The sequence below is a fragment of the Zoogloea ramigera genome (assembly GCF_006539865.1).
Classification (GTDB): Bacteria; Pseudomonadota; Gammaproteobacteria; order Burkholderiales; family Rhodocyclaceae; genus Zoogloea; species Zoogloea ramigera.
Genome location: NZ_BJNV01000007.1, coordinates 77,655 through 97,952, shown reverse-complemented (window position 1 = coordinate 97,952; position 20,298 = coordinate 77,655). Strand labels below are relative to the sequence as shown.

The 20,298-nt window shown below is 65.4% G+C and carries 19 protein-coding genes; 13 read left to right on the top strand and 6 right to left on the bottom strand.

All coding sequences use genetic code 11. The features are described from left to right. Positions 1–12: 12 nt before the first annotated feature. On the bottom strand, positions 13–1,680 hold the full coding sequence (gene recN / locus ZRA01_RS03135; RefSeq protein ID WP_141349301.1) for a DNA repair protein RecN: 1,668 nt from the start codon (positions 1,678–1,680) through the stop codon (positions 13–15). 21 nt (positions 1,681–1,701) lie between these two features. Continuing rightward, positions 1,702–2,586, bottom strand: a complete 885-nt coding sequence (locus tag ZRA01_RS03130) for an NAD kinase (protein ID WP_141349300.1) — start codon at positions 2,584–2,586, stop codon at positions 1,702–1,704. Between the two features lie 132 nt (positions 2,587–2,718). On the opposite strand from ZRA01_RS03130, the gene hrcA reads away from it, so the two are divergent. From hrcA to ZRA01_RS03115, 3 genes are read left to right on the top strand one after another with little or no spacing between them, the layout of a single operon-like run. Further along, a complete protein-coding gene (hrcA, locus tag ZRA01_RS03125; RefSeq protein ID WP_141349299.1) occupies positions 2,719–3,747 on the top strand; it encodes a heat-inducible transcriptional repressor HrcA in 1,029 nt (342 codons plus the stop codon). A gap of 11 nt (positions 3,748–3,758) precedes the next feature. After that, entirely contained in the window at positions 3,759–4,856 is a 1,098-nt protein-coding gene (hemH, locus tag ZRA01_RS03120; protein WP_141349298.1) for a ferrochelatase, read from the top strand. Positions 4,857–4,906: 50 nt separating this feature from the next. Beyond that, entirely contained in the window at positions 4,907–5,254 is a 348-nt protein-coding gene (locus ZRA01_RS03115; protein WP_141349297.1) for a phage holin family protein, read from the top strand. A gap of 16 nt (positions 5,255–5,270) precedes the next feature. On the opposite strand, the gene ZRA01_RS03110 is transcribed toward ZRA01_RS03115, so the two are convergent. After that, entirely contained in the window at positions 5,271–5,726 is a 456-nt protein-coding gene (locus tag ZRA01_RS03110) for an AP2 domain-containing protein (protein ID WP_246093265.1), read from the bottom strand. A gap of 271 nt (positions 5,727–5,997) precedes the next feature. Here ZRA01_RS03110 and trxC point away from each other — a divergent pair, with 271 nt between their 5' ends. Continuing rightward, on the top strand, positions 5,998–6,441 hold the full coding sequence (trxC, locus tag ZRA01_RS03105) for a thioredoxin TrxC (protein WP_141349295.1): 444 nt from the start codon (positions 5,998–6,000) through the stop codon (positions 6,439–6,441). A gap of 33 nt (positions 6,442–6,474) precedes the next feature. Here trxC and ZRA01_RS03100 read toward each other — a convergent pair whose 3' ends face one another. Beyond that, complete coding sequence (locus ZRA01_RS03100) at positions 6,475–7,836, bottom strand: serine/threonine protein kinase (RefSeq protein WP_141349294.1); 1,362 nt, start codon at positions 7,834–7,836, stop codon at positions 6,475–6,477. 162 nt (positions 7,837–7,998) lie between these two features. Here ZRA01_RS03100 and grpE point away from each other — a divergent pair, with 162 nt between their 5' ends. From grpE to ZRA01_RS03080, 4 genes are all read left to right on the top strand, one after another. Further along, positions 7,999–8,586, top strand: coding sequence for a nucleotide exchange factor GrpE (grpE, locus tag ZRA01_RS03095; protein ID WP_141349293.1), 588 nt, complete (start codon positions 7,999–8,001; stop codon positions 8,584–8,586). Positions 8,587–8,679: 93 nt separating this feature from the next. Continuing rightward, entirely contained in the window at positions 8,680–10,617 is a 1,938-nt protein-coding gene (gene dnaK, locus ZRA01_RS03090; protein ID WP_141349292.1) for a molecular chaperone DnaK, read from the top strand. A gap of 111 nt (positions 10,618–10,728) precedes the next feature. Beyond that, the gene (gene dnaJ / locus ZRA01_RS03085; protein ID WP_141349291.1) at positions 10,729–11,859 is read left to right on the top strand and encodes a molecular chaperone DnaJ; all 1,131 of its coding nucleotides are present in this window, start codon (positions 10,729–10,731) and stop codon (positions 11,857–11,859) included. Positions 11,860–12,002: 143 nt separating this feature from the next. After that, on the top strand, positions 12,003–13,157 hold the full coding sequence (locus tag ZRA01_RS03080) for an ABC transporter substrate-binding protein (RefSeq protein ID WP_141349290.1): 1,155 nt from the start codon (positions 12,003–12,005) through the stop codon (positions 13,155–13,157). A 71-nt stretch (positions 13,158–13,228) separates the two neighbouring features. On the opposite strand, the gene cysS is transcribed toward ZRA01_RS03080, so the two are convergent. After that, the gene (cysS, locus tag ZRA01_RS03075) at positions 13,229–14,611 is read right to left on the bottom strand and encodes a cysteine--tRNA ligase (RefSeq protein WP_141349289.1); all 1,383 of its coding nucleotides are present in this window, start codon (positions 14,609–14,611) and stop codon (positions 13,229–13,231) included. A gap of 211 nt (positions 14,612–14,822) precedes the next feature. Here cysS and ZRA01_RS03070 point away from each other — a divergent pair, with 211 nt between their 5' ends. From ZRA01_RS03070 to ZRA01_RS03050, 5 genes are read left to right on the top strand one after another with little or no spacing between them, the layout of a single operon-like run. Beyond that, positions 14,823–15,989 (top strand): nuclear transport factor 2 family protein, encoded by a 1,167-nt coding sequence (locus ZRA01_RS03070; RefSeq protein ID WP_141349288.1) that lies wholly within the window; start codon positions 14,823–14,825, stop codon positions 15,987–15,989. A 17-nt stretch (positions 15,990–16,006) separates the two neighbouring features. Next, on the top strand, positions 16,007–17,188 hold the full coding sequence (locus ZRA01_RS03065; protein ID WP_246093264.1) for a L,D-transpeptidase family protein: 1,182 nt from the start codon (positions 16,007–16,009) through the stop codon (positions 17,186–17,188). 49 nt (positions 17,189–17,237) lie between these two features. Continuing rightward, positions 17,238–17,807, top strand: a complete 570-nt coding sequence (locus ZRA01_RS03060) for a peptidylprolyl isomerase (RefSeq protein WP_141349286.1) — start codon at positions 17,238–17,240, stop codon at positions 17,805–17,807. Between the two features lie 30 nt (positions 17,808–17,837). Then, positions 17,838–18,332, top strand: a complete 495-nt coding sequence (locus tag ZRA01_RS03055; protein WP_141349285.1) for a peptidylprolyl isomerase — start codon at positions 17,838–17,840, stop codon at positions 18,330–18,332. 21 nt (positions 18,333–18,353) lie between these two features. Then, positions 18,354–19,091, top strand: coding sequence for a UDP-2,3-diacylglucosamine diphosphatase (locus ZRA01_RS03050; protein ID WP_141349284.1), 738 nt, complete (start codon positions 18,354–18,356; stop codon positions 19,089–19,091). A 27-nt stretch (positions 19,092–19,118) separates the two neighbouring features. Here ZRA01_RS03050 and ZRA01_RS03045 read toward each other — a convergent pair whose 3' ends face one another. Then, entirely contained in the window at positions 19,119–20,291 is a 1,173-nt protein-coding gene (locus tag ZRA01_RS03045; RefSeq protein WP_141349372.1) for an O-succinylhomoserine sulfhydrylase, read from the bottom strand. Positions 20,292–20,298 lie beyond the last annotated feature (7 nt).

Sequence of the window (20,298 nt, the reverse complement as noted above, 5' to 3'; positions counted from 1 at the left end):
GGCCTGCCCGCGTCAGGCCGGCGCTGACAGGCCCAGCATCTCCGCCGCATGGCGGCGGGTGGTGTCGGTGATATTCACACCGCCCAGCATCCGCGCGATTTCGTCGATGCGCTCGCCGTCATCGAGGCGCCGCACCCGCGACAGGGTTTCGCCGTCGCGGGTTTCCTTGGCGATGTTCCACTGGGCGTCAGCCCGCGCGGCCACCTGGGGCAGGTGCGTCACGCACAGCACCTGACGGTCCACGCCGAGCTGATGCAGCATGCGCCCGACGATCTCGGCGACCCGGCCGCCTATCCCCACATCCACCTCGTCGAAGATCAGGGTCGGCGTCGAAGCGTTGCGGCTGGTGATCACCTGGATCGCCAGGCCGATCCGCGACAGCTCGCCGCCCGACGCCACCCGGGCGAGCGGGCGCAGCGGCTGGCTGGCATTGGCGGTGACGAGAAACTCGACGCCTTCCAGCCCGCTTGCGCACCCTTCTTCCACCGGGCGCAGTGCAATTTCGAAGCGCGCGCCGCCCATGGCGAGCGACTGCATGGCCTCGGTCACCGCCGCCGACAGCTCGGCCGCCACCGCCTTGCGGGCCGCCGACAGCGGCCTGGCCTGGGCCATGAAGGCGTCGCGAGCCTGGGCTTCCTCGCGGGCCAGGGCTTCCGGATCGGTCTGCCGGGTCAGGCGTTCGAGCCGCCCGACGCTCTCGGCCAGCACCTCGGGCAGCGCCTCGGGGGACACCCGGTACTTGCGGGCCATCGCCATCACCACCTGGATACGCTGGTCGATCTCGGCGAGGCGCGCCGGGTCGACATCCAGCCTGTCCCGGTAGCGGCGCATTGCGTGCAGGGCTTCGTCGAGCTGGATGCTCGCCCCGGCCAGCAGCTCCTGCACATCAGCGAGCTGGGCGTCGTGCTGTGCCATGCCGGCCACCCGGGCGAGCAGGCGCTCCACCTGGGGCACCACGGCGTACTCACCATCGGCGAGGCTGTCGAGGGCTTCGGCGGCGCCGTCGATCAGGCCGGCGGCGTGGGCCAGGCGGGTCTGTTCTAGGTTGAGGTGCTGCCACTCGTCGGTGTCGAAGGCCAGCTCACGCAGCTCGGTAACCTGCCAGCCCAGTAACTCGCGCTCCCGCTCGGTGCTGGAGGCGCCCTCCTCCGCGGCTTCCCGGGCGCGGCGCAGGGCAGCCCAGGCACGGTAGCGCTCGGCCACCAGCTGCGCCTGGGCCTTGAGCCCGCCGTGGGCATCCACCAGCGCCAGCTGGGCATCGGTGCGCAGCAGGGCGTGATGCGCGTGCTGGCCGTGGATGTCGGCAAGCATGTTGCCGACGATGCGCAGCTGGGCGAGGACCACCGGCGAGCCGTTGAGCCAGGCCTTCGAGCGACCACCGCTTTCGATCACCCGACGCAGCATCACGCTGCCCTCCTCGGCGTCGAGCTGCTGATCGGCAAGCCAGGCTCTCAGCGGGCCGTCGGCGGGCAGGTCGAACTCGGCGACGATCTCGGCCCGGGCCTGGCCGGTGCGCACCACGCCGGCCTCGGCCTTGCCGCCGAGGGCCAGGCCGAGGGCGTCGAGGAGAATCGACTTGCCGGCGCCGGTCTCGCCCGTCAAGGCACCGAAACCGGCGGCGAACTCGAGTTCGAGCCGATCGACGATAACGAAATCGCGAATGGAAAGATGGCGCAGCATGAATAAAACGAATGATTGGGTTCAGCTGTGGCGGGGCGTGGAGCTCCAGTGCAGCTTCTCGCGCAGCATCGCGAAATAGCTGTAGCCCTCGGGGTGGAGCAGGCGCACGTTGTGGGGCGAGCGGGTGATCTGCACGGTATCGCCGGCGCGGGTGTCGTAGCGGGTCTGGCCGTCGAAGTGCACGCGCGAGTCGTGGGGCGGCAGCAGCACGATCTCGATCTTGCAGCGGTCGGGCAAGGTGATCGGCCGCGCCGTGAGGGTGTGCGGACACATCGGCACGAGGGCGATCCCGTCGACATTGGGATGCAGGATCGGCCCGTTGGCCGACAGGGCGTAGGCGGTCGAGCCGGTGGGCGTGGAGATGATCATGCCGTCGGAGCGCTGGGTGTATACAAACTCGCCGTCGATGCGCAGATCGAACTCGATCATGCGGCCGAGTTCGCCCTTGTTGACGACCACGTCGTTGAGCGCCACGGTGTGGAAGACCCGCCGACCGCCCCGCCGCACCTCCGCGTCGAGGAGCACCCGGGTTTCCTCGGTGTAGCGGCCAGCCAGGATCTCGCCGATCTTCTCGAGGGCCACCTCGCGGGAGATGTCGGTGAGAAAGCCGAGCCGGCCCTGATTGACGCCCGCCAGCGGCACGTCGTATTCGGCCAGGCGGCAGGCGCTATTGAGGAGGGTGCCGTCACCGCCGAGCACCACGGCGAGGTCGGCCCGCTCGCCGATCTCCTCGTAGCTGGCGATGGCGAAGCCGGAGGTGAGCCCGGTGGAACTCGCCGTGCCCTGCTCGATCAATACGGCCAGCCCCTGGTCACGCAGGTAATTGGCGAGGCGCAGCACGGCTTCGGCCACTTCCGGACTCTGATATTTGCCGATGAGGGCAATTGTCTTGAACGCGCAGGTCATGAATCGATTAAACCACATTATGAGGACAGCTCGCATGGGGCGAGATGAATCCGCGGCCGACGGGCGCAGCGTCCTGCTTCTCATCGCCGCCGCGCTTCCTTAGAATCACCGCGAGCCTCACAATCTGCAGCCATGACCCGACTCGATCAACGTTCGCAAATCCTCCTCAAGTCGCTGGTGGAGCATTACATCGCCGAGGGCCAGCCGGTCGGCTCCCGCGCGCTGTCGCGCCATTCCGGCCTCAACCTGTCGCCGGCCACGGTGCGCAACGTGATGTCGGACCTCGAAGAGCTAGGCTTCATCACCAGCCCGCACACCTCGGCCGGGCGCATTCCCACGGCCCGCGGTTATCGCTTCTTCGTCGACAGCCTGCTCACCGTGCAACCGATAGGCGTCGGGCAGCTCCAGGCGATCCAGGGCCAGATCCAGCCCGGCGAGCCACAGCGGGTCATCAGCGCGGCCTCGCAGCTGCTGTCGGGCCTGACCCATTTTGCCGGCGTGGTCGTGTCGCCCAAGCAGGACGCCCTCAAGATCCGCCAGATCGAGTTCGTCAGCCTCTCGGACACCCGCATCCTGCTGATCCTCGTCACCACCGCCGGCGACGTGCAGAACCGCATCCTGTTCACCAAGCGCGGCTACAGCCCGTCGGAGCTCGTCAGCGCCGCCAATTACCTCAACCAGCATTTTGCCGGGCTGGCCTTCACCGAGATCCGTACCCGCATCCAGGACGAGCTCAAGCAGCTCCGCTCCGACATGACCGAGCTGATGAGCGCCGCCGTCGAAGCGGGCAGCGAAGTCCTCGAGGAAACCCAGGAAACCTACGTGATCTCGGGCGAGACCAACCTCCTCGACGCCGAAGATCTGTCCTCCAACATGGCGCGGCTGCGCGACCTGTTCAAGCTCTTCGAGCAGAAGACCGGGCTCATGCAGCTGCTCGACATCTCCAACCGCGCCCAGGGCGTGCAGATCTTCATCGGCGGCGAGAGCGGCCTCAGCCCCCTCGACGACTGCAGCGTCATCACCGCGCCTTATGAAGTCGACGGCCAGCTCGTCGGCTCGGTGGGCGTCATCGGGCCGACGCGCATGGCCTACGAGCGGGTGATCCCCATCGTCGACGTCACCGCCCGCCTCCTCACCAGCGCCCTCTCCGGCCACAACTAGAAAGCCACCCCATGTCCCAATACTGGCAGGAGCCAGCCTACACCCATGGCACGGCGCCCCGCACGGGCGTCCTGCTGGTGAATCTCGGCACGCCCACCGCGCCCACCGCCGCCGCGCTGCGACCCTACCTCAAGGAGTTCCTGTCCGATCCGCGGGTCGTCGAGATCCCCCGGCCGATCTGGTGGCTGATCCTCAACGGCATCATCCTGAACACCCGGCCCGCCAAATCGGCCAAAAAATACGCCAGCGTGTGGACTTCCGAAGGCTCCCCGCTCAAGGTCCACACCGAAAAACAGGCCAAGCTGCTGGCCGGCTTCCTCGCCCAGGCAGGCCAGCGCGAGCTCCACGTGAGCTGGGCCATGCGCTACGGCCAGCCGTCGATCCGCAGCCAGCTCGACGCCATGCGCGCCGCCGGCTGCACGCGCATCCTGGTCGTCCCGCTCTACCCGCAGTACGCCGCCAGCACCACCGCAACCGTCGTCGACGAAGTCGCCAACTGCCTGCGCCACTGGCGCAACCTGCCTGAAGTCCGCTACGTGCGCAGCTTCGGCGACGACCCGGGCTACATCGAGGCACTCGCCGCGAGCGTACGCGCCCACTGGCAACGCAACGGCCAGGCCGACCGCCTGGTGCTCAGCTTCCACGGCATTCCCCGCCGCTCCCTCGACCTGGGCGACCCCTACCACTGCGAGTGCTACAAGACCGGACGCCTGCTTGGCGAGGCGCTCAAGCTGGCGCCCGAGCGGCTGATCGTCAGCTTCCAGTCCCGCTTCGGCAAGGCCGAATGGCTCAAGCCCTACACGCAACCCACCCTGGAAGAGCTGGGCGGGAGCGGCGTCGGATCGGTGGACGTGATGTGCCCGGGCTTCGTATCCGACTGCCTGGAAACCCTGGAAGAAATCAACATGGAGTGCCGCGAGGCCTTCCTGCACGCGGGGGGCAAGCAGTTCAGCTACATCCCCTGCCTGAACGAAAACCAGCCCTGGATCGAGGCGCTCACCACGCTGTCCCTGAACCACCTCGGCAACTGGCTGAGCATCGCGCCACCCGACGCCGCAAGCCTCGCACGCCAGGCAAGCCGCGCCCGCGAGTTGGGGGCCGGCGCCTGACAGCGCTCACGGCTCCGCCCAGCGGAAGAAAGCCGAATGGAGATTGAAAGATGAAACTGCTTCTGCGCTGGGCCCTGAACGCGGTGGCGCTGATGCTGATCCCCGAGCTGCTCACGGAGATCCGGGTGGATGGCTACACTGCAGCCCTGGTCAGCGCACTGCTGCTGGGCTTTGTTAATGCCATCATCCGCCCGCTGCTGGTGCTCGTCACGCTGCCGATCACCATCCTCACCCTCGGGCTGTTCACGCTGGTGATCAACGCCCTGATGTTCTGGATGGTGTCCGGGCTGGTGGAGGGCTTTGTCGTGCCCGACTTCTGGACGGCCTTCTGGGGCGCCCTGATCTACAGCCTGCTCACCTGGATGGTCAGCCTGGCCCTGTCGGACAAGGACAACTGACCACCCCGGGGGCGCATCAACCTGCCGACGGCGCCGCAGCGGCTGCGGGGCGTCGGCGGCTCGCCTTGCGCCGCACCGCACCGGGGTCGAACGCACCTACCAGCTTGCCGAGCGCAGACGCACGCGCGTCCATGGCCATCTGGAAGGCACCATCCTCACCGTATTTCTTGACCGAGAACTTGACCCGCTTGCGCCGGCCATCGGGCAAGGGCCACGAGGCCACCCAGAACCAGCGCTGCTTTTCTTCTGGCAGGTCGCGGGTTTCCGAGGCGCAATAACGGCACACCCCGACCACCCCGGAACGGTTGTTCTTCTTGACGATATTCGAGTACTCCTGCATCGACAAGGGCGGGTGGGCCGCGATGACCTCATCGCGATACTCTTTCGCCGCTGCAAAGGAACGCTGCTTGCCCCCGAACACGCCGTCACTGAAATGCTTGCGGTAGATCACGCCCCTGCGCTGGATCGTCACCAACCAACCATGCGTCCGGCTCGTTTCGTTATCAACACGACTGATTCCATAAGTACTGCCTCGGCTCACAGGCCACCTCCTATCGACGCCGCGGCGACAATCGCGGCACAGAGGTGGTTTCGGCCAAATTGGGCAGAACTTTAGCGCCCGAAGCCCTTGCACGAGCACTTCTTCAGCGCCGGAGCGGGGAATCCATCAGCATAAGCCGGGGAAACTTGAAATCCGGGGCAGGCGCCCCATCTAAAATTGACTTTGACCCCCGAGGCCCCCCATGAGCGAATCGATGCTGATCCCCTGCCCCCATTGCGCCGCCCTCAACCGCGTGCCGGCCGAACGCCTGAAAGACGGCGGGACCTGCGGCCGATGCAAGAGCGGGCTGTTTGCCGGCGCGCCGGTTCATCTCACGGAGAACAACTTTGCGGCCCACGCAGAGCGGAGCGACATTCCGCTGCTGGTGGACTTCTGGGCGCCGTGGTGTGGCCCCTGCCGCAGCATGGCGCCGGCCTTCGACGCGGCGGCCAAGCAGCTGGAGCCTGCGATAAGGCTGGGCAAGGTGAACACCGAGGAAGAACAGGGCCTGGCTGCACACTTTGGCATACGCAGCATTCCCACCCTGGTGCTGCTGCAGCATGGCAGGGAAATCGCACGCCAGGCCGGAGCCATGGGCCTGGATGACATCCGCCGCTGGGCACTCGCCCACACCAGCGGCCGTTGAGCCCGACCACCGCCCCGGGCGATGCCGGGGCGGTCAGCTATCGACCAGCTGCAGCTCCATGCCGAAACCGCTGGCGGTGATCCGCTCGGCGGGCGGGCCGCTCTTTGATAGCTCCCGGTAGGCGGCACCAAGCCGGCGGGCAACAACGGTGACCAGCCGCGTACGGAACGCGTCCTGACACTCGTCGGTCGCCAGCGACAGCGCTGCCGGATTGAGCTCGAGGTAGGTGGTCGCGACGGTGGTCACGGCGGTGTACATGTGACGATGCTCCTGCTGGTCCAGATAGGCCAGCTCGCCGAACACCTCGCCAGAGGCCACCTCGTCCACCCGATGCCCATCGACCGACAGCTCGACCCGCCCGTCGATGATGAGGCCGAAACGCTGATCGGCGTCGCCTTCGCGCATCACGAGGGTGTTCGAGTCGATCCGGCGCCAGCGTGAGATCCGGAGGAACTCCCAGATCTCGACATCTTCGAACTCGGTAAAGAAGGGCATCTTGCGGAGGATCGAGTAGCGGCTCGTGTCCTCGGTGCCGGCGGAGTCGTCGAGGATCTTGTAGCGAACCGCGGACAGATCCTTGGCGAAGTCGGCGCCGTTTTTGTAACGGGAGTAGAGGTCTTTCTCGAGGGCCTTGCGGATCACCTGGTCGAGCTGCTCGGGCAGCTCGGAGTTGATCTGGGACACCAGAGGCGGCTCGGTGTTGATGATCTTGTAGATCAGCTGGGCCGGGTTCTTGGCCCGGAACGGCAGGCGCCCCGTGAGCATGTGGAACAGCACGACGCCCAGGGAAAACAGGTCGGTCTTCTGGTTGAGCGGATAACCCTTGATCTGCTCCGGGCTCATGTAGGCCGGCGAGCCGACGCCCATGATGAAGGTCGAGTCGGACGCGCTCTTCTTGCTGATGTTGAGCGCCAGCCCGAAATCGGTGACCTTAACGTTGTCGTTCTCGTCGACCAGGATGTTGGCGGGCTTGATGTCGCGATGGACGATGCCCTGGCGGTAGGCGTAATCGAGCGCCATCGCACACTTGAACACCATCCCGATCGTCCGGTGCAGCGGCAGGAGGTTCTGGAAGCTGCAGTAATGCTCCAGCGTCGTCCCGGGGAAGTACTCCATGACGATATAGGCGTAATCCTTCTCGACGCAGGTATCGAAAATCTTGATGATGTTCGGATGGTCGAGCTTGCGCGAGACGTCCATTTCGGCCCGCAGCAGCTTGAGCAGCCGACGGTTCCACTTGGCCTCGTCCTTGGCCTTGTCGTCGAAACGGATGAGCTTCAGCGCAACGGCGTCTGGATACTGGGGATGCTCCGCCAGATAGACCGTTGCCGTCGCACCGCGACCGACCTCCCGGATCAGCTTGTACTTGCCGATTTTGTCTGGATTTTTTTCCATACCTGCTTTACGCCGCATTGTCCGTAAAGATGCCCCCTCAATGCTCCGGGGACCTCGATTTTACACACCCACAGGCTATTTTCCGCGACAACGTGCGCCTGCCACTTGAAAACTTCGTCAGCGCCCCCAGATCAGGCAGGTCGAAAAAAGGAGCCGTTACCCATGCAAGACCATAACCCCCCTCCGAGCCCCGCCGAACAAGCCGCGCCGGAACTCGTGGAGAACGTCACCACCCCCGCTTCCGCGGAAGCCCCGGTTGCTGAAGAGCGGGTCGGCGACACCCTGCCCAGCCTCACCGAACAGCTCCGCCAGACCGAGCTGAAGGCCGCCGAGCACCACGACGCCTGGCTGCGCGCCAAGGCTGAAACCGAGAACGTCCGGCGTCGCGCCCAGGATGACATCGCGAAGGCCAGCAAGTTTGCCGCCGACAAGTTCGCGCAGGCCATGCTGCCGGTCAAGGACAGCCTCGAAGCCGCCCTCACCACCGAAAACGCTACCCTCGAGAGTCTCAAGCAGGGTGTCGAGCTGACCCTCAAGCAGCTCGTCTCGGCCTTCCAGAGTGCCAATATCACCGAGGTGAGCCCCCTCGGCGAGAAGTTCGACCCGAACAAGCACCAGGCCATCAGCGCCGTCGAGGCCGACGGTGAGCCCAATACCGTGATCACCGTGCTGCAAAAGGGCTACCTGCTCCACGAACGCACCATGCGCCCGGCGCTGGTCGTCGTATCGAAAGCAAAGCCGGCTGCTTGAAACCGGCCCGGCAGTCCCCATATTCGTCACCAAGCGTAGGAGCCGACGACATCGGCTCCCACATCAAACAGAATTCGAACTGAAGGAAATCTCATGGGCAAGATCATCGGCATCGACCTCGGCACCACCAACAGCTGCGTCTCCGTAATGGAGGGCGGCAAGCCGAAGGTCATCGAAAACTCCGAAGGTGCGCGCACCACCCCGTCCGTAGTGGCCTACGCCGACGACGGCGAAATCCTGTGCGGCGCGCCCGCCAAGCGCCAGGCCGTCACCAACGCCAAGAACACCATCTACGCAATCAAGCGCCTGATTGGCCGTCGCTTCGAAGAAAAGGAAGTGCAGAAGGACATCGACCTGATGCCCTTCACCATCGCCAAGGCCGACAACGGCGACGCCTGGGTTGAAGTGCGCGGCAAAAAAATGGCCCCGCCGCAGGTTTCTGCCGAAGTGCTGCGCAAGATGAAGAAGACCGCCGAAGACTACCTCGGCGAAGAAGTCACCGAAGCGGTCATCACCGTGCCGGCCTACTTCAACGACAGCCAGCGCCAGGCCACCAAGGACGCCGGCCGCATCGCCGGCCTCGAAGTGAAGCGCATCATCAACGAGCCGACCGCTGCGGCGCTAGCCTTCGGCATGGACAAGAAGCCGGGTGACTCCAAGATCGCCGTGTTCGACCTGGGCGGTGGCACCTTCGACGTGTCCATCATCGAGATCGCCGACATCGACGGCGAGCACCAGTTTGAAGTGCTGGCCACCAACGGCGACACCTTCCTGGGCGGCGAAGACTTCGACCAGCGCATCATCGATTACATCGTCACCGAGTTCAAGAAAGAGCAAGGCGTCGACCTGAAGAACGACGTGCTGGCCCTGCAGCGCCTCAAGGAAGCCGCCGAAAAGGCCAAGATCGAGCTGTCCTCCGGCCAGCAAACCGAGATCAACCTGCCCTACATCACCGCCGATGCCACCGGCCCGAAGCACCTGGCGCTCAAGATCACCCGCGCCAAGTTCGAGTCGCTGGTCGAAGACCTGGTCGATCGGACCATCGAGCCCTGCCGCGTGGCCCTCAAGGACGCCGGCGTCAAGGTTTCCGACATCGACGACGTGATCCTCGTCGGCGGCCAGACCCGCATGCCGAAGGTCATCGAGAAGGTCAAGGAGTTCTTCGGCAAGGACCCGCGCCGTGACGTGAACCCGGACGAAGCGGTCGCCGTCGGCGCCTCCATCCAGGGCGGCGTGCTGCAGGGCGAAGTCAAGGACGTGCTGCTCCTCGACGTCTGCCCGCTGTCGCTGGGCATCGAAACCCTCGGCGGCGTGATGACCAAGCTGATCCAGAAGAACACCACGATCCCGACCAAGGCCTCGCAGGTGTTCTCCACCGCCGACGACAACCAGAACGCGGTCACCATCCACGTACTGCAGGGCGAGCGCGAGATGTCCTCCGGCAACAAGAGCCTGGGCCAGTTCAACCTCTCCGACATCCCGCCGGCGCCGCGCGGCATGCCGCAGATCGAAGTCACCTTCGACATCGACGCCAACGGCATCCTGCACGTCTCGGCCAAGGACAAGGCCACCGGCAAGGAGAACAAGATCACCATCAAGGCCAACTCCGGCCTGTCGGATGACGAGATCCAGCGCATGGTGCGCGACGCCGAGGCCCACGCCGAGGAAGACAAGAAGGCCCACGAACTGGTCGACGCCCGCAACCAGCTCGACACCCTGGTGCACTCGGTCAAGAAGGCCCTGGCCGAGCACGGCGACAAGATCGGCGACGACAAGGCCAAGATCGAGGCCGCCATCGCCGAAGCCGAGGAAGCCATCAAGTCCGGTGACAAGGCTGCCATCGACGCCAAGAGCGAAGCCCTGGGCACGGTCAGCCAGAAGCTCGGCGAACACATCTACGCCCAGGCCCAGGCCGAAGCGGGTGCCGCCGGTGGTGCTGGCGCAGGTGCCGGCGCCTCTGCCGGTGCCGGCAAGGCCAACGATCCGGACGTGGTCGACGCCGAGTTCACCGAGGTGAAGGACAAGAAGTAAACAAAGCAGCCTGTCCGGCCTGAGGGCCACCGACAGACCCGGCCGAGCCATGCCGGCGCCTCGTGCGCCGCTCGGCTCGGCCTTTACACAAGAAAGCCAGAGCACCCAAACATGGCGAAACGGGATCTATACGAAGTCCTTGGCGTCAATCGCGACGCCTCCGAGGACGAGATGAAGAAGGCCTACCGCAAGCTGGCCATGAAATACCACCCGGACCGCAATCCGGACAACAAGGAAGCCGAGGAGAAGTTCAAGGAGGCCAAGGAGGCCTACGAGATCCTCACCGACGCCAACAAGCGCGCCGCCTACGACCGCTACGGCCATGATGGCGTCAACCCGCAGATGGGCGGCGGCGCCGGCGGTCAGGGCTTCGACGGCTTTGCCGATGCCTTCGGCGACATCTTCGGCGACATCTTCGGTGGTGGCGGCGGTGGTGGGCGCGGGCGTTCCAACGTCTATCGCGGCGCCGACCTGCGCTACAACCTCGAGATCAGCCTCGAAGAAGCCGCCCGCGGTGCCGAAAAGACCATCCGCATCCCGGCTCAGGAAGAATGCGGCGCCTGCCATGGCAGCGGCGCCAAGCCCGGCACCCAGCCCAAGACCTGCCCAACCTGCGGCGGCGCCGGCCAGGTGCGCATCCAGCAGGGCTTCTTCTCGATCCAGCAGACCTGCCCGAAGTGCCACGGCAGCGGCCGCATCATCCCCGAGCCCTGCACCAGCTGCGGCGGCGCGGGCCGCGTCAAGCGCCAGAAGACCCTTGAGGTGAAGATCCCCGCCGGCATCGACGACGACATGCGCCTGCGCCACGGCGGCCACGGCGAGCCGGGCGTCAATGGCGGGCCGGCCGGCGACCTGTACGTGGAGATCCACATCAAGCAGCACCCGGTCTTCCAGCGCGACGGCGACGACCTGCACTGCGAGATGCCGATCAGCTTCACCACAGCGGCCCTCGGCGGCGAGATCGAGATCCCGACCCTCGACGGCGCGGCGAACATTCGCATCCCGGCCGAGACCCAGAGCGCCAAGGTGTTCCGCCTGCGCGGCAAGGGCATCCGCAACGTGCGCACCCACGCGCCCGGCGACCTGATGGTGCATGTGGTGGTCGAGACCCCGGTCAAGCTCACCGAGCGCCAGAAAGAGCTGCTGCGCGAGTTCGAGGACATCGCCTCCAGCAACGCCGAACGCCACAATCCGAAGGCCAAGTCCTGGATGGACAAGGTGAAGGACTTCTTCAGCGGCTGAGCGGGCATTGGCTCTGCACTGCAGCATTTCTCCCAAAAGGCCGACGTCATCACGACATCGGCCTTTTGCCTTGTGTCCACCCTGTTTCTTTGACCTATACTCGCTGACGTCTGCCCCTCAATCCCCAAAAAACAATAACGTCCATGCTCATCCACACGCTCAAGTCCCTGCTTGCCGCCGTGGGCACAGGTTTGTTGCTGACCGCCGCCCACCCCGCACGAGCCGCCGACCCCGGCATCGGCGACGGCGCCATCACCCTCGGCATGTCGGCCCCGTTCTCCGGCCCCAACGGCGCCTATGGCAAGGAGATGCGGGAAGGCGCCCTCGCCTACTTCGCCCAGCTCAACGGCGCAGGCGGCATCAATGGAAAGAAGATCGAGCTCGTCACGCTGGATGACGGCTATGAAACCGACAGGACGGTTGCCAACACCCGCAAGCTGATCGACGAAAACAAGGTCTTCGCGCTGATGGCCTATTACGGCTCGTCCCCCACCACCGAGGCGATGAAGCTGTTCTCGGAGGCAAAGACGCCCCTGCTGGGCACAATCAGCGGCGCCGGCAGCCTGCGCAGCCCCGTCAATCGCTACATGTTCCACCTGCGGGCCAGCTATGCCGACGAAACCGAAGCCATCGTCAACCACCTGGTCGGCATGGGGATCGCCAACATCGCAGTGTTCTATCAGAACGACGGCTTCGGCAAATCGGGCAAGGACGGCGTAGTCGCGGCCCTCGCACGCCACAAGCTCAAGCCGGTCGCAGAAGGCAGCGTCGAGCGCAACTCGCTCCAGGTCGAGGCCGCTGTCGCGCAGATCGCCAAGAGCAACCCCCAGGCGGTCATCATGGTGACGCTCTACAAGCCCACCGCCGAATTCATCCGCCAGATGCGCAAGGCCGGGCAGATGCCCCAGTTCTCGACGCTGTCGCCGATCGGTGCCGACCTTCTGGTCGCGGAAATGGGTGCAAAGGATGCCCACGGCGTGGGCATCTCCCAGGTCATGCCCTACCCCTGGAACGACACGATCCCCATCGTCAAGGAATACCATAAGGCGTTGCAGACCTTCGCCAAGCACAACCGCTACAGCTATTACGGCCTGGAGGGCTTCATAAACGCCAAGCTGATGGCCGAAGCCCTGCGCAAGACGGGGCGCGACCTGAGCCGCGAGAAGCTCGTCACCACCCTCGAGAGCACCCCCTTCGACCTGGGGGGCTACAAGATCAACTACTCACCGACCAGCCACAACGGCTCCCGCTTCGTCGATCTCACCGTACTGGGACGCGACGGCCGCGTGCTGCGCTGAAAGCCTGGCCGCGCATAACAACAAGGGCGCCCGCGGGCGCCCTTGTTGTTGATCAGACGAAGCCTACAACATCAGGCCCGCCGCCAGATCGTCCCCTGGGGCGTATCCTCGAGCGCAACGCCTTCGGCCAGCAGTTCTGCACGGATGCGGTCGGCCTCGGCAAAATTCTTCGCCTTCTTGGCCTCGATCCGCGCCGCAATCCGCGCCTCGATGGCGGCCGAATCGTCCTCTGCGCCCTCTGCCCCGCCCTGCAGGAATGCCTGGGGCACCTGCCCGAGGAGACCGAGCACTCCGCCCAGGGCCTTCAGCTGGGCCGCTGCCTCGGGCGACTGATTGCGGTTGACCTCGTTGGCCAGATCGAACAGCACGGCGATCGCTTCCGCGGTGTTGAAGTCGTCGTCCATCGCCATCTTGAAACGCGCAGCCGCCGGCTGCGACCAGTCGAGGGCAAAACCCGTCGCTGGCTCGACGTTGCGCAGTGCCGTGTACAAACGCGACAACGCGTGGCGGGCATCGACCAGATGGGCGTCGGAATAATTGAGCGGACTGCGGTAATGGGCCCGCAGGATGAAGAAGCGGACCACCTCGGGCGCGTACTCCTTGAGCACATCGCGAATCGTGAAGAAGTTGCCGAGGCTTTTCGACATCTTCTCGTCATCGACCCGCACGAAGCCGTTGTGCATCCAGTAATTCACAAACGAGCACTGGTGCGCACCCTCGCTCTGGGCGATCTCGTTCTCGTGGTGGGGGAACTGCAGGTCGGCGCCGCCGCCGTGGATGTCGAAGTGCTCGCCCAGCAGCTCGGAGCTCATCGCCGAGCACTCAATATGCCAGCCCGGGCGGCCGAGGCCCCACGGAGATTCCCACTTCACCTCGGCCGGCTCATCCGGGCGGGCGTGCTTCCACAGCACGAAGTCGAGGGGGTCTTGCTTGCCGCCAGCCACCTCGACCCGCTCGCCGGCGCGCAGCTCGTCTACCGACTTGCCCGACAGCTTGCCGTAGCCCTCGAACTTGCGCACGGCGTAACACATGTCTTCATTGCCGGCCTTGTAGGCGAGGCCGTTGTGCACCAGATTACCGATGAGCTTCTGCATCGGCTCAACGAACTCGGTAGCCCGCGGCTCGTGGTCGGGGCGCAGCACGCCGAGGGCGTCGGCGTCCTCGTGCATCGCGGCGATGAAGCGATCGGTCAGGGCGCGGATGCTCTCGCCGTTCTCCTGAGCGCGTTTGATGATCTTGTCGTCGATGTCGGTGATGTTGCGCACGTAGGTGACCTGGTAGTCACTGGCCCTCAACCATCGCGCAACCATGTCGAAAACCACCATGACCCGGGCGTGACCGAGGTGACAGTAGTCGTAGACGGTCATGCCGCAGACGTACATGCGAACCTGGCCGGGGTCGATGGGGGTGAACTGCTCCTTCTGCCGCGAAAGGGAGTTGTGAATTTTCAACATGAGAAAGACCGCAATGAAACCGAGTGGAAAATGGGGAATGCCCGAATGGTGCAACGGAGACGGCACGCCCGGCTCCAAGGAGGGCTCGAACGGTGGAGAATCGAGACTCATTCGTGGCCGGCGGCGGAGCTTCTTGATAAAATGCGAAGCTTGTAGTCAAACCACCCAGCCCAAACCCCGCGTGCCTGCGTGCGCGGGCGAATCATATCACATGTCAAAACGTGCTCTGGCCGCCTCCCTGCTCCTCGCGAGCCTGATCTGCAGCCCCGTCCGGGCAGACTCCGTCCAGGATCTGCAAGCCCTTGTAAAACAGGGTCAGCTGAGCCAGGCCCTCGAAAAGGCCGACCAACTCCTCGCCTCCAAGCCGCGCGATGCCCAGGTGCGCTTCCTGCGCGGGGTGATCCTCTCCGAGCTCAACCGCGGCGGCGAAGCCATCACCGTTTTCCAGAAGCTCACCGAGGACTACCCGGAGCTCCCCGAGCCCTACAACAACCTGGCCGTGCTCTACGCCCAGCAGCGCCAGTACGACAAGGCCCGCAACGCCCTCGAAATGGCGATCCGGACCCACCCGAGCTACGCCACCGCCCACGAGAACCTTGGCGACATCTACGCCCGCCTCGCCAGCCAGGCCTACGACAAGGCGCTCGCCCTCGACTCCTCCAACGTCGTTGCGCAGAGCAAGCTGGCACTGATCCGCGAGATGATGAGCGTCGGCGGCAAGACGGTACGCCCGGCGGCCCCCGCTGTGGCCGCCAAGCCAGCACCGACCGTCGTCGCGGCTGCGCCTGTCGCCGCGCCCGTCGTGCCCCCGGCCAAGCCGGTGCTCACGCCGCCACCCGCGGTGGCGCCTGCTCCGGTTGCCAAGCCTGCTCCCGCTCCGGTAGCGGCGGTCACCCCGCCGCCCAAACCGGTCGCTCCGCAGCCCGCCCCGGCGCCGGCCCCCGTTGCCAAGCCGAGCCCCGCCCCGCTGCCGGCAGCAGCGCCGGCCAAGGAAGACCCGAAGGTCGCTGCCAAGCCCAAGGACGACACGCCTGCCCAGGCCGCCGCGATCAGCAAGGCCGTCCAGAGCTGGGCTGGCGCCTGGTCGCGCAAGGACGTCAAAGCCTATCTCTCGCACTACGGCCGTGAGTTCGAGCCGCCCAAGGGGCTCAACCGCAAGGCTTGGGAAGAAGAACGCAACCAGCGTCTCACCAAGCCTGGCGACATCGAAGTCAACCTCGAAAACGTGAAGGTCGTGAGTGTCAATGGCGACCGTGCGACCGTGAAGCTTCGTCAGCACTATCGCTCTGCAAACTTGTCCACCTCCTCCAACAAGACAATCAACCTCATGTTGCAGGACGGGAAATGGGTCATCGTGCAGGAGCGGGTCGGCGGTTGATGGGCCCGGTGTTTCAAATGATGCGGCAGGGGCTCGCAGCATTGCTGGCGTGCCTGCCCCTGCTCGCCGTCGGCGCAGGCAACGTGGCGGTGCCGGCCAGCAGCGACCCGGACGCGGCGCTCGCTGCGGTTTTCAAGGACATCGAGCGCAGCCGGCTCTCCGACGCCCTCGAAAAGGTCGACACGCTCATCCAGCGCTATCCGAACTTCCGGCTCGCCCACCTGATCCGGGGCGATCTGCTGCTCGCCCGCAGCCGGCCGCTGCCGAGCTTCGGTGGCTCGCCCGACGCACCGGCCGACAAGCTCTCCGACCTGCGCGAGGAGGCCGTCGCCCGGCTCAAGGCCTATCGCAACCGGCCGCCCAACAACTACGTGCCGCGCTACCTGCTCCAGATGGAGGCAGAGCAGAAATACGCCATCGTCGTCGACACCCAAAAGGCGCGGCTCTACATCTACCAGAACGACGACGGCCGTCCGCGCTTCGTGGCCGACTACTACATCAGCCACGGCAAGCTCGGCGCCGAAAAGAGCCGCGAAGGCGACAAGCGCACACCGGTCGGCGTCTACCACGTAACCGCCAACCTGCCCCGCCAGAAGCTCTCGGACTTCTACGGAAACGGCGCCTTCCCCATCAACTACCCCAACGAATGGGACCGCCAGCAGGGCCGTGACGGCCATGGCATCTGGCTGCACGGCACGCCGAGCGACACCTACTCGCGCCCGCCCAAGGCCTCCGACGGCTGCGTCGTGCTCACCAACCGCGACCTCGACGCACTCTCCGGCTACCTCCAGATCGGCCTGACCCCGGTCATCATCAGCAACACCATCGAGTGGCTGAGCCTCGACGACTGGGCCGCCGAACGCACCGCCCTCAACCGACAGATCGAGGCCTGGCGCAAGGACTGGGAAAGCCGCGACGTCGGCCGCTACCTGTCCCATTACTCCAAGAACTTCCGCAACAGCGAAGGCGGCATCGAGCGCTGGTCCGAGCAGAAACGCCTGGTCACGGCCAGCAAGAGCTGGATCAAGGTCGAGCTGGGCAAGCTCAGCGTCTTTCGCAACCCGGGCAAGGAAGACCTCGTCGTCGTGACCTTCGAGCAGGATTACCGGAGCAACAACCTCTCCAATGTCCTCAAGAAGCGTCAGTACTGGCAGAAGGAAGGCCGGCACTGGAAGATCGTCTACGAAGGCTTCGCCTGACGCGGGCCTGCCCTCCCCCGTTTTTCTCTCCCGCATACCCGGACACACCATGAAGAAGCTCTTCGTCGCCCTCGCGCTCGCCTCCCAGGCCCTGATCGCCGCCGCCGGCAACCCGCTGGTCGAACTCAAGACCAGCGCCGGCCCCATCGTCCTCGAGCTCTACCCCGAAAAAGCCCCCAAGTCGGTCGCGAACTTCCTCGAATACGTGAAGGCCGGTTTCTACGATGGCCTGATCTTTCACCGGGTCATCGACGGCTTCATGATCCAGGGTGGCGGCATGAACGCCCGCATGGAAGAGAAAACCACCCGGGCCCCCATCGAGAACGAAGCCCGCAACGGCCTCAAGAACGACGCCGGCACCATCGCCATGGCGCGCACGCAAGACCCGCACTCGGCCACCGCCCAGTTCTTCATCAACCTCGAAAACAACCGCGCCCTCAACTACCCGGCGCCAGACGGTGCGGGCTACGCGGTGTTCGGCAAGGTCAGCGAGGGCATGGACGTGGTGCGCAAGATCGGCAAGGAGCCGACCACCACCCGCGGCGGCCACCAGAACGTGCCCGCCACACCCATCATCATCCAGTCAGCCCGCCAGTTGCCCGAGAAGGCTGGCAAATAACATAAACCCATTTCCCACAGGAGCACCCCCATGGCAGTCAAACTCACCACCAATCACGGCGACATCGTCATCGAACTGGACGCCGAAAAGGCCCCCGAGACCGTCAAGAACTTCCTCGCCTACGTGGAAGCCGGCCACTACGACAACACCATCTTCCACCGCGTGATCAACGGCTTCATGATCCAGGGTGGCGGCATGGAGCCCGGCATGAAGCAGAAGGACACCAAGGCTCCCATCAAGAACGAAGCCAGCAACGGCCTGAAGAACGAGGCCGGCACCATCGCCATGGCCCGCACGCAAGACCCGCATTCCGCCACCGCCCAGTTCTTCATCAACGTGGCCGACAACGACTTCCTCAACTTCAAGGCCGAGAACGTCCAGGGCTGGGGCTATTGCGTGTTTGGCCGCGTCAGCGAAGGCATGGATGTTGTGAACAAGATCAAGGGCGTCAAGACCGGCACCAGCGGCTTCCACCAGGACGTGCCGAAGGAAGACGTGGTCATCCAGCGCGCCGAAGTCGTCTAAATCACCCGGGGCGAGGCGCACATGCAAATCCATTTCATCTCAGATCTGCACCTCTGCGCCGATCGCCCCGCGCTCACCGCAGTCTTCGAGCGCTACCTCGCCGGCCCGGCCCGGGCCGCCGCGAGGCTCTACATTCTGGGCGACCTGTTCGAATACTGGGCCGGCGACGACGACCTCGACGATCCGCTGAACACCCACGTGGCCGGCCTGCTTGCCGACCTCGCCGAGAGCGGGTGCCAGGTGTTCTTCATGCCCGGCAACCGGGATTTCCTCATCGGCGCCGATTTCGCCGCCCGCGCGAGGCTACAGCTTCTTGCCGAGCCGGCGCGCATCGAACTGGGGAATGAAGCCGTCCTGCTGTGCCACGGCGACAGCCTGTGCACCGACGACCTCGCCTACCAGGCCTTCCGCAGCCAGGTGCGCAACCCGGCCTGGCAGGCCCAGTTTCTCGGCCAGCCCCTCGCCGTCCGCAAGCAGGTCATTGCCGGCGTGCGCATGAAGAGCGAAGAAGCCAAATCAGAAAAGGCCGCGGCAATCATGGACGTGAACGCCGAGGCCGTCATCGCACTTCTCCGGGAACATGGCGTCCATCAGCTGATTCACGGCCACACCCACCGCCCGGCGGATCACCAGGTCGACGTGGACGGCAGCCCAGGCCAACGCCGTGTGCTGGCCGACTGGCGGGACAAAAACGGAACAGCCGGCGGAGAAGTGCTGGTTTGGGCCGACGGCAAGCTCTCCCGTCAGCCCCTCCGTTGAGGCCACCAGAGGCGGCCTCGCGAAGGCTCAGATCAGCGCTAGGCCGCGGGCCAGGTCGGCCTTCAGGTCTTCCACCGATTCCAGGCCCACTGCCACGCGCAGCAGGCTCTCGCGGATGCCCGCAGCCTCCCGCGCTTCCGGCGAAATGCGCCCGTGGGTGGTGGACGCCGGATGGGTCAGCGTGGTTTTGGTATCGCCGAGGTTGGCGGTGATCGACACCACGCGGGTCGCATCCACGACCTGCCAGGCCTCCGGCCGCCCACCCTTCACCTCGAAACTCACGATCGCCCCGCCGCAGCTCTGCTGACGCTGGGCGAGCTCGTACTGGGGGTGCGACGGCAGCCCCGGGTAATACACCCGCGCCACCTGAGGCTGGGCCTCGAGCCAGCTGGCCAGCTCGAGCGCTGCCGCCGACTGGGCCGCCATACGGATCTTCAGGGTCTCGAGGCCCTTCAGGATGATCCAGGCATTGAACGGCGAGATCGACGGGCCTGCGGTACGCAAGAACTTGAGCACTTCGTCAACCAGCGTCTTGCCGCCGCACACTGCGCCGCCCAGCACCCGGCCCTGGCCATCCAGGTACTTGGTGGCCGAATGGATCACCAGGTCGGCCCCCAACTTCAGCGGCTGCTGCAGCGCCGGCGAGCAGAAGCAATTATCGACCGCCAGTACGGCGCCGGCTTCGTGCGCGATGGCCGCCACCGCGGTGATATCGACAAGCTCGGTGAGCGGATTGGAGGGCGACTCGACAAAGAACAGCTTGGTCTTCGGCGTCACCGCGGCCTTGTAGGCGGCCAGATCGGTGGCGGGCACGAAGGTGGTCTCGATGCCGAAGCGCGACAGGATGTTGCCGAACAGCTGCTGGGTAGCCCCGAACAGGCCCCGCGAGGCGACCACGTGGTCGCCCGCGCTGAGGAGCGCCATCACCGTCGACAGGATCGCCGCCATGCCGGACGCGGTCGCCACACAGGCCTCGGCGCCCTCGAGCGCGGCCAGCCGCTGCTGCATCGCGGTGACCGTGGGGTTGGTGAAGCGGGCATAGACGTTGCCCTCAACCTCGCCGGAAAACCGCGCGGCAGCCTCGGCTGCGCTGCTGAAGACAAAGCTCGAGGTCAGGTACAGCGCCTCGGAATGCTCGTTGAACTGGCTGCGCTCGATGCCCGCACGCACCGCCAGAGTCTCGATCGCCAGATCGTCCATCGGGTTC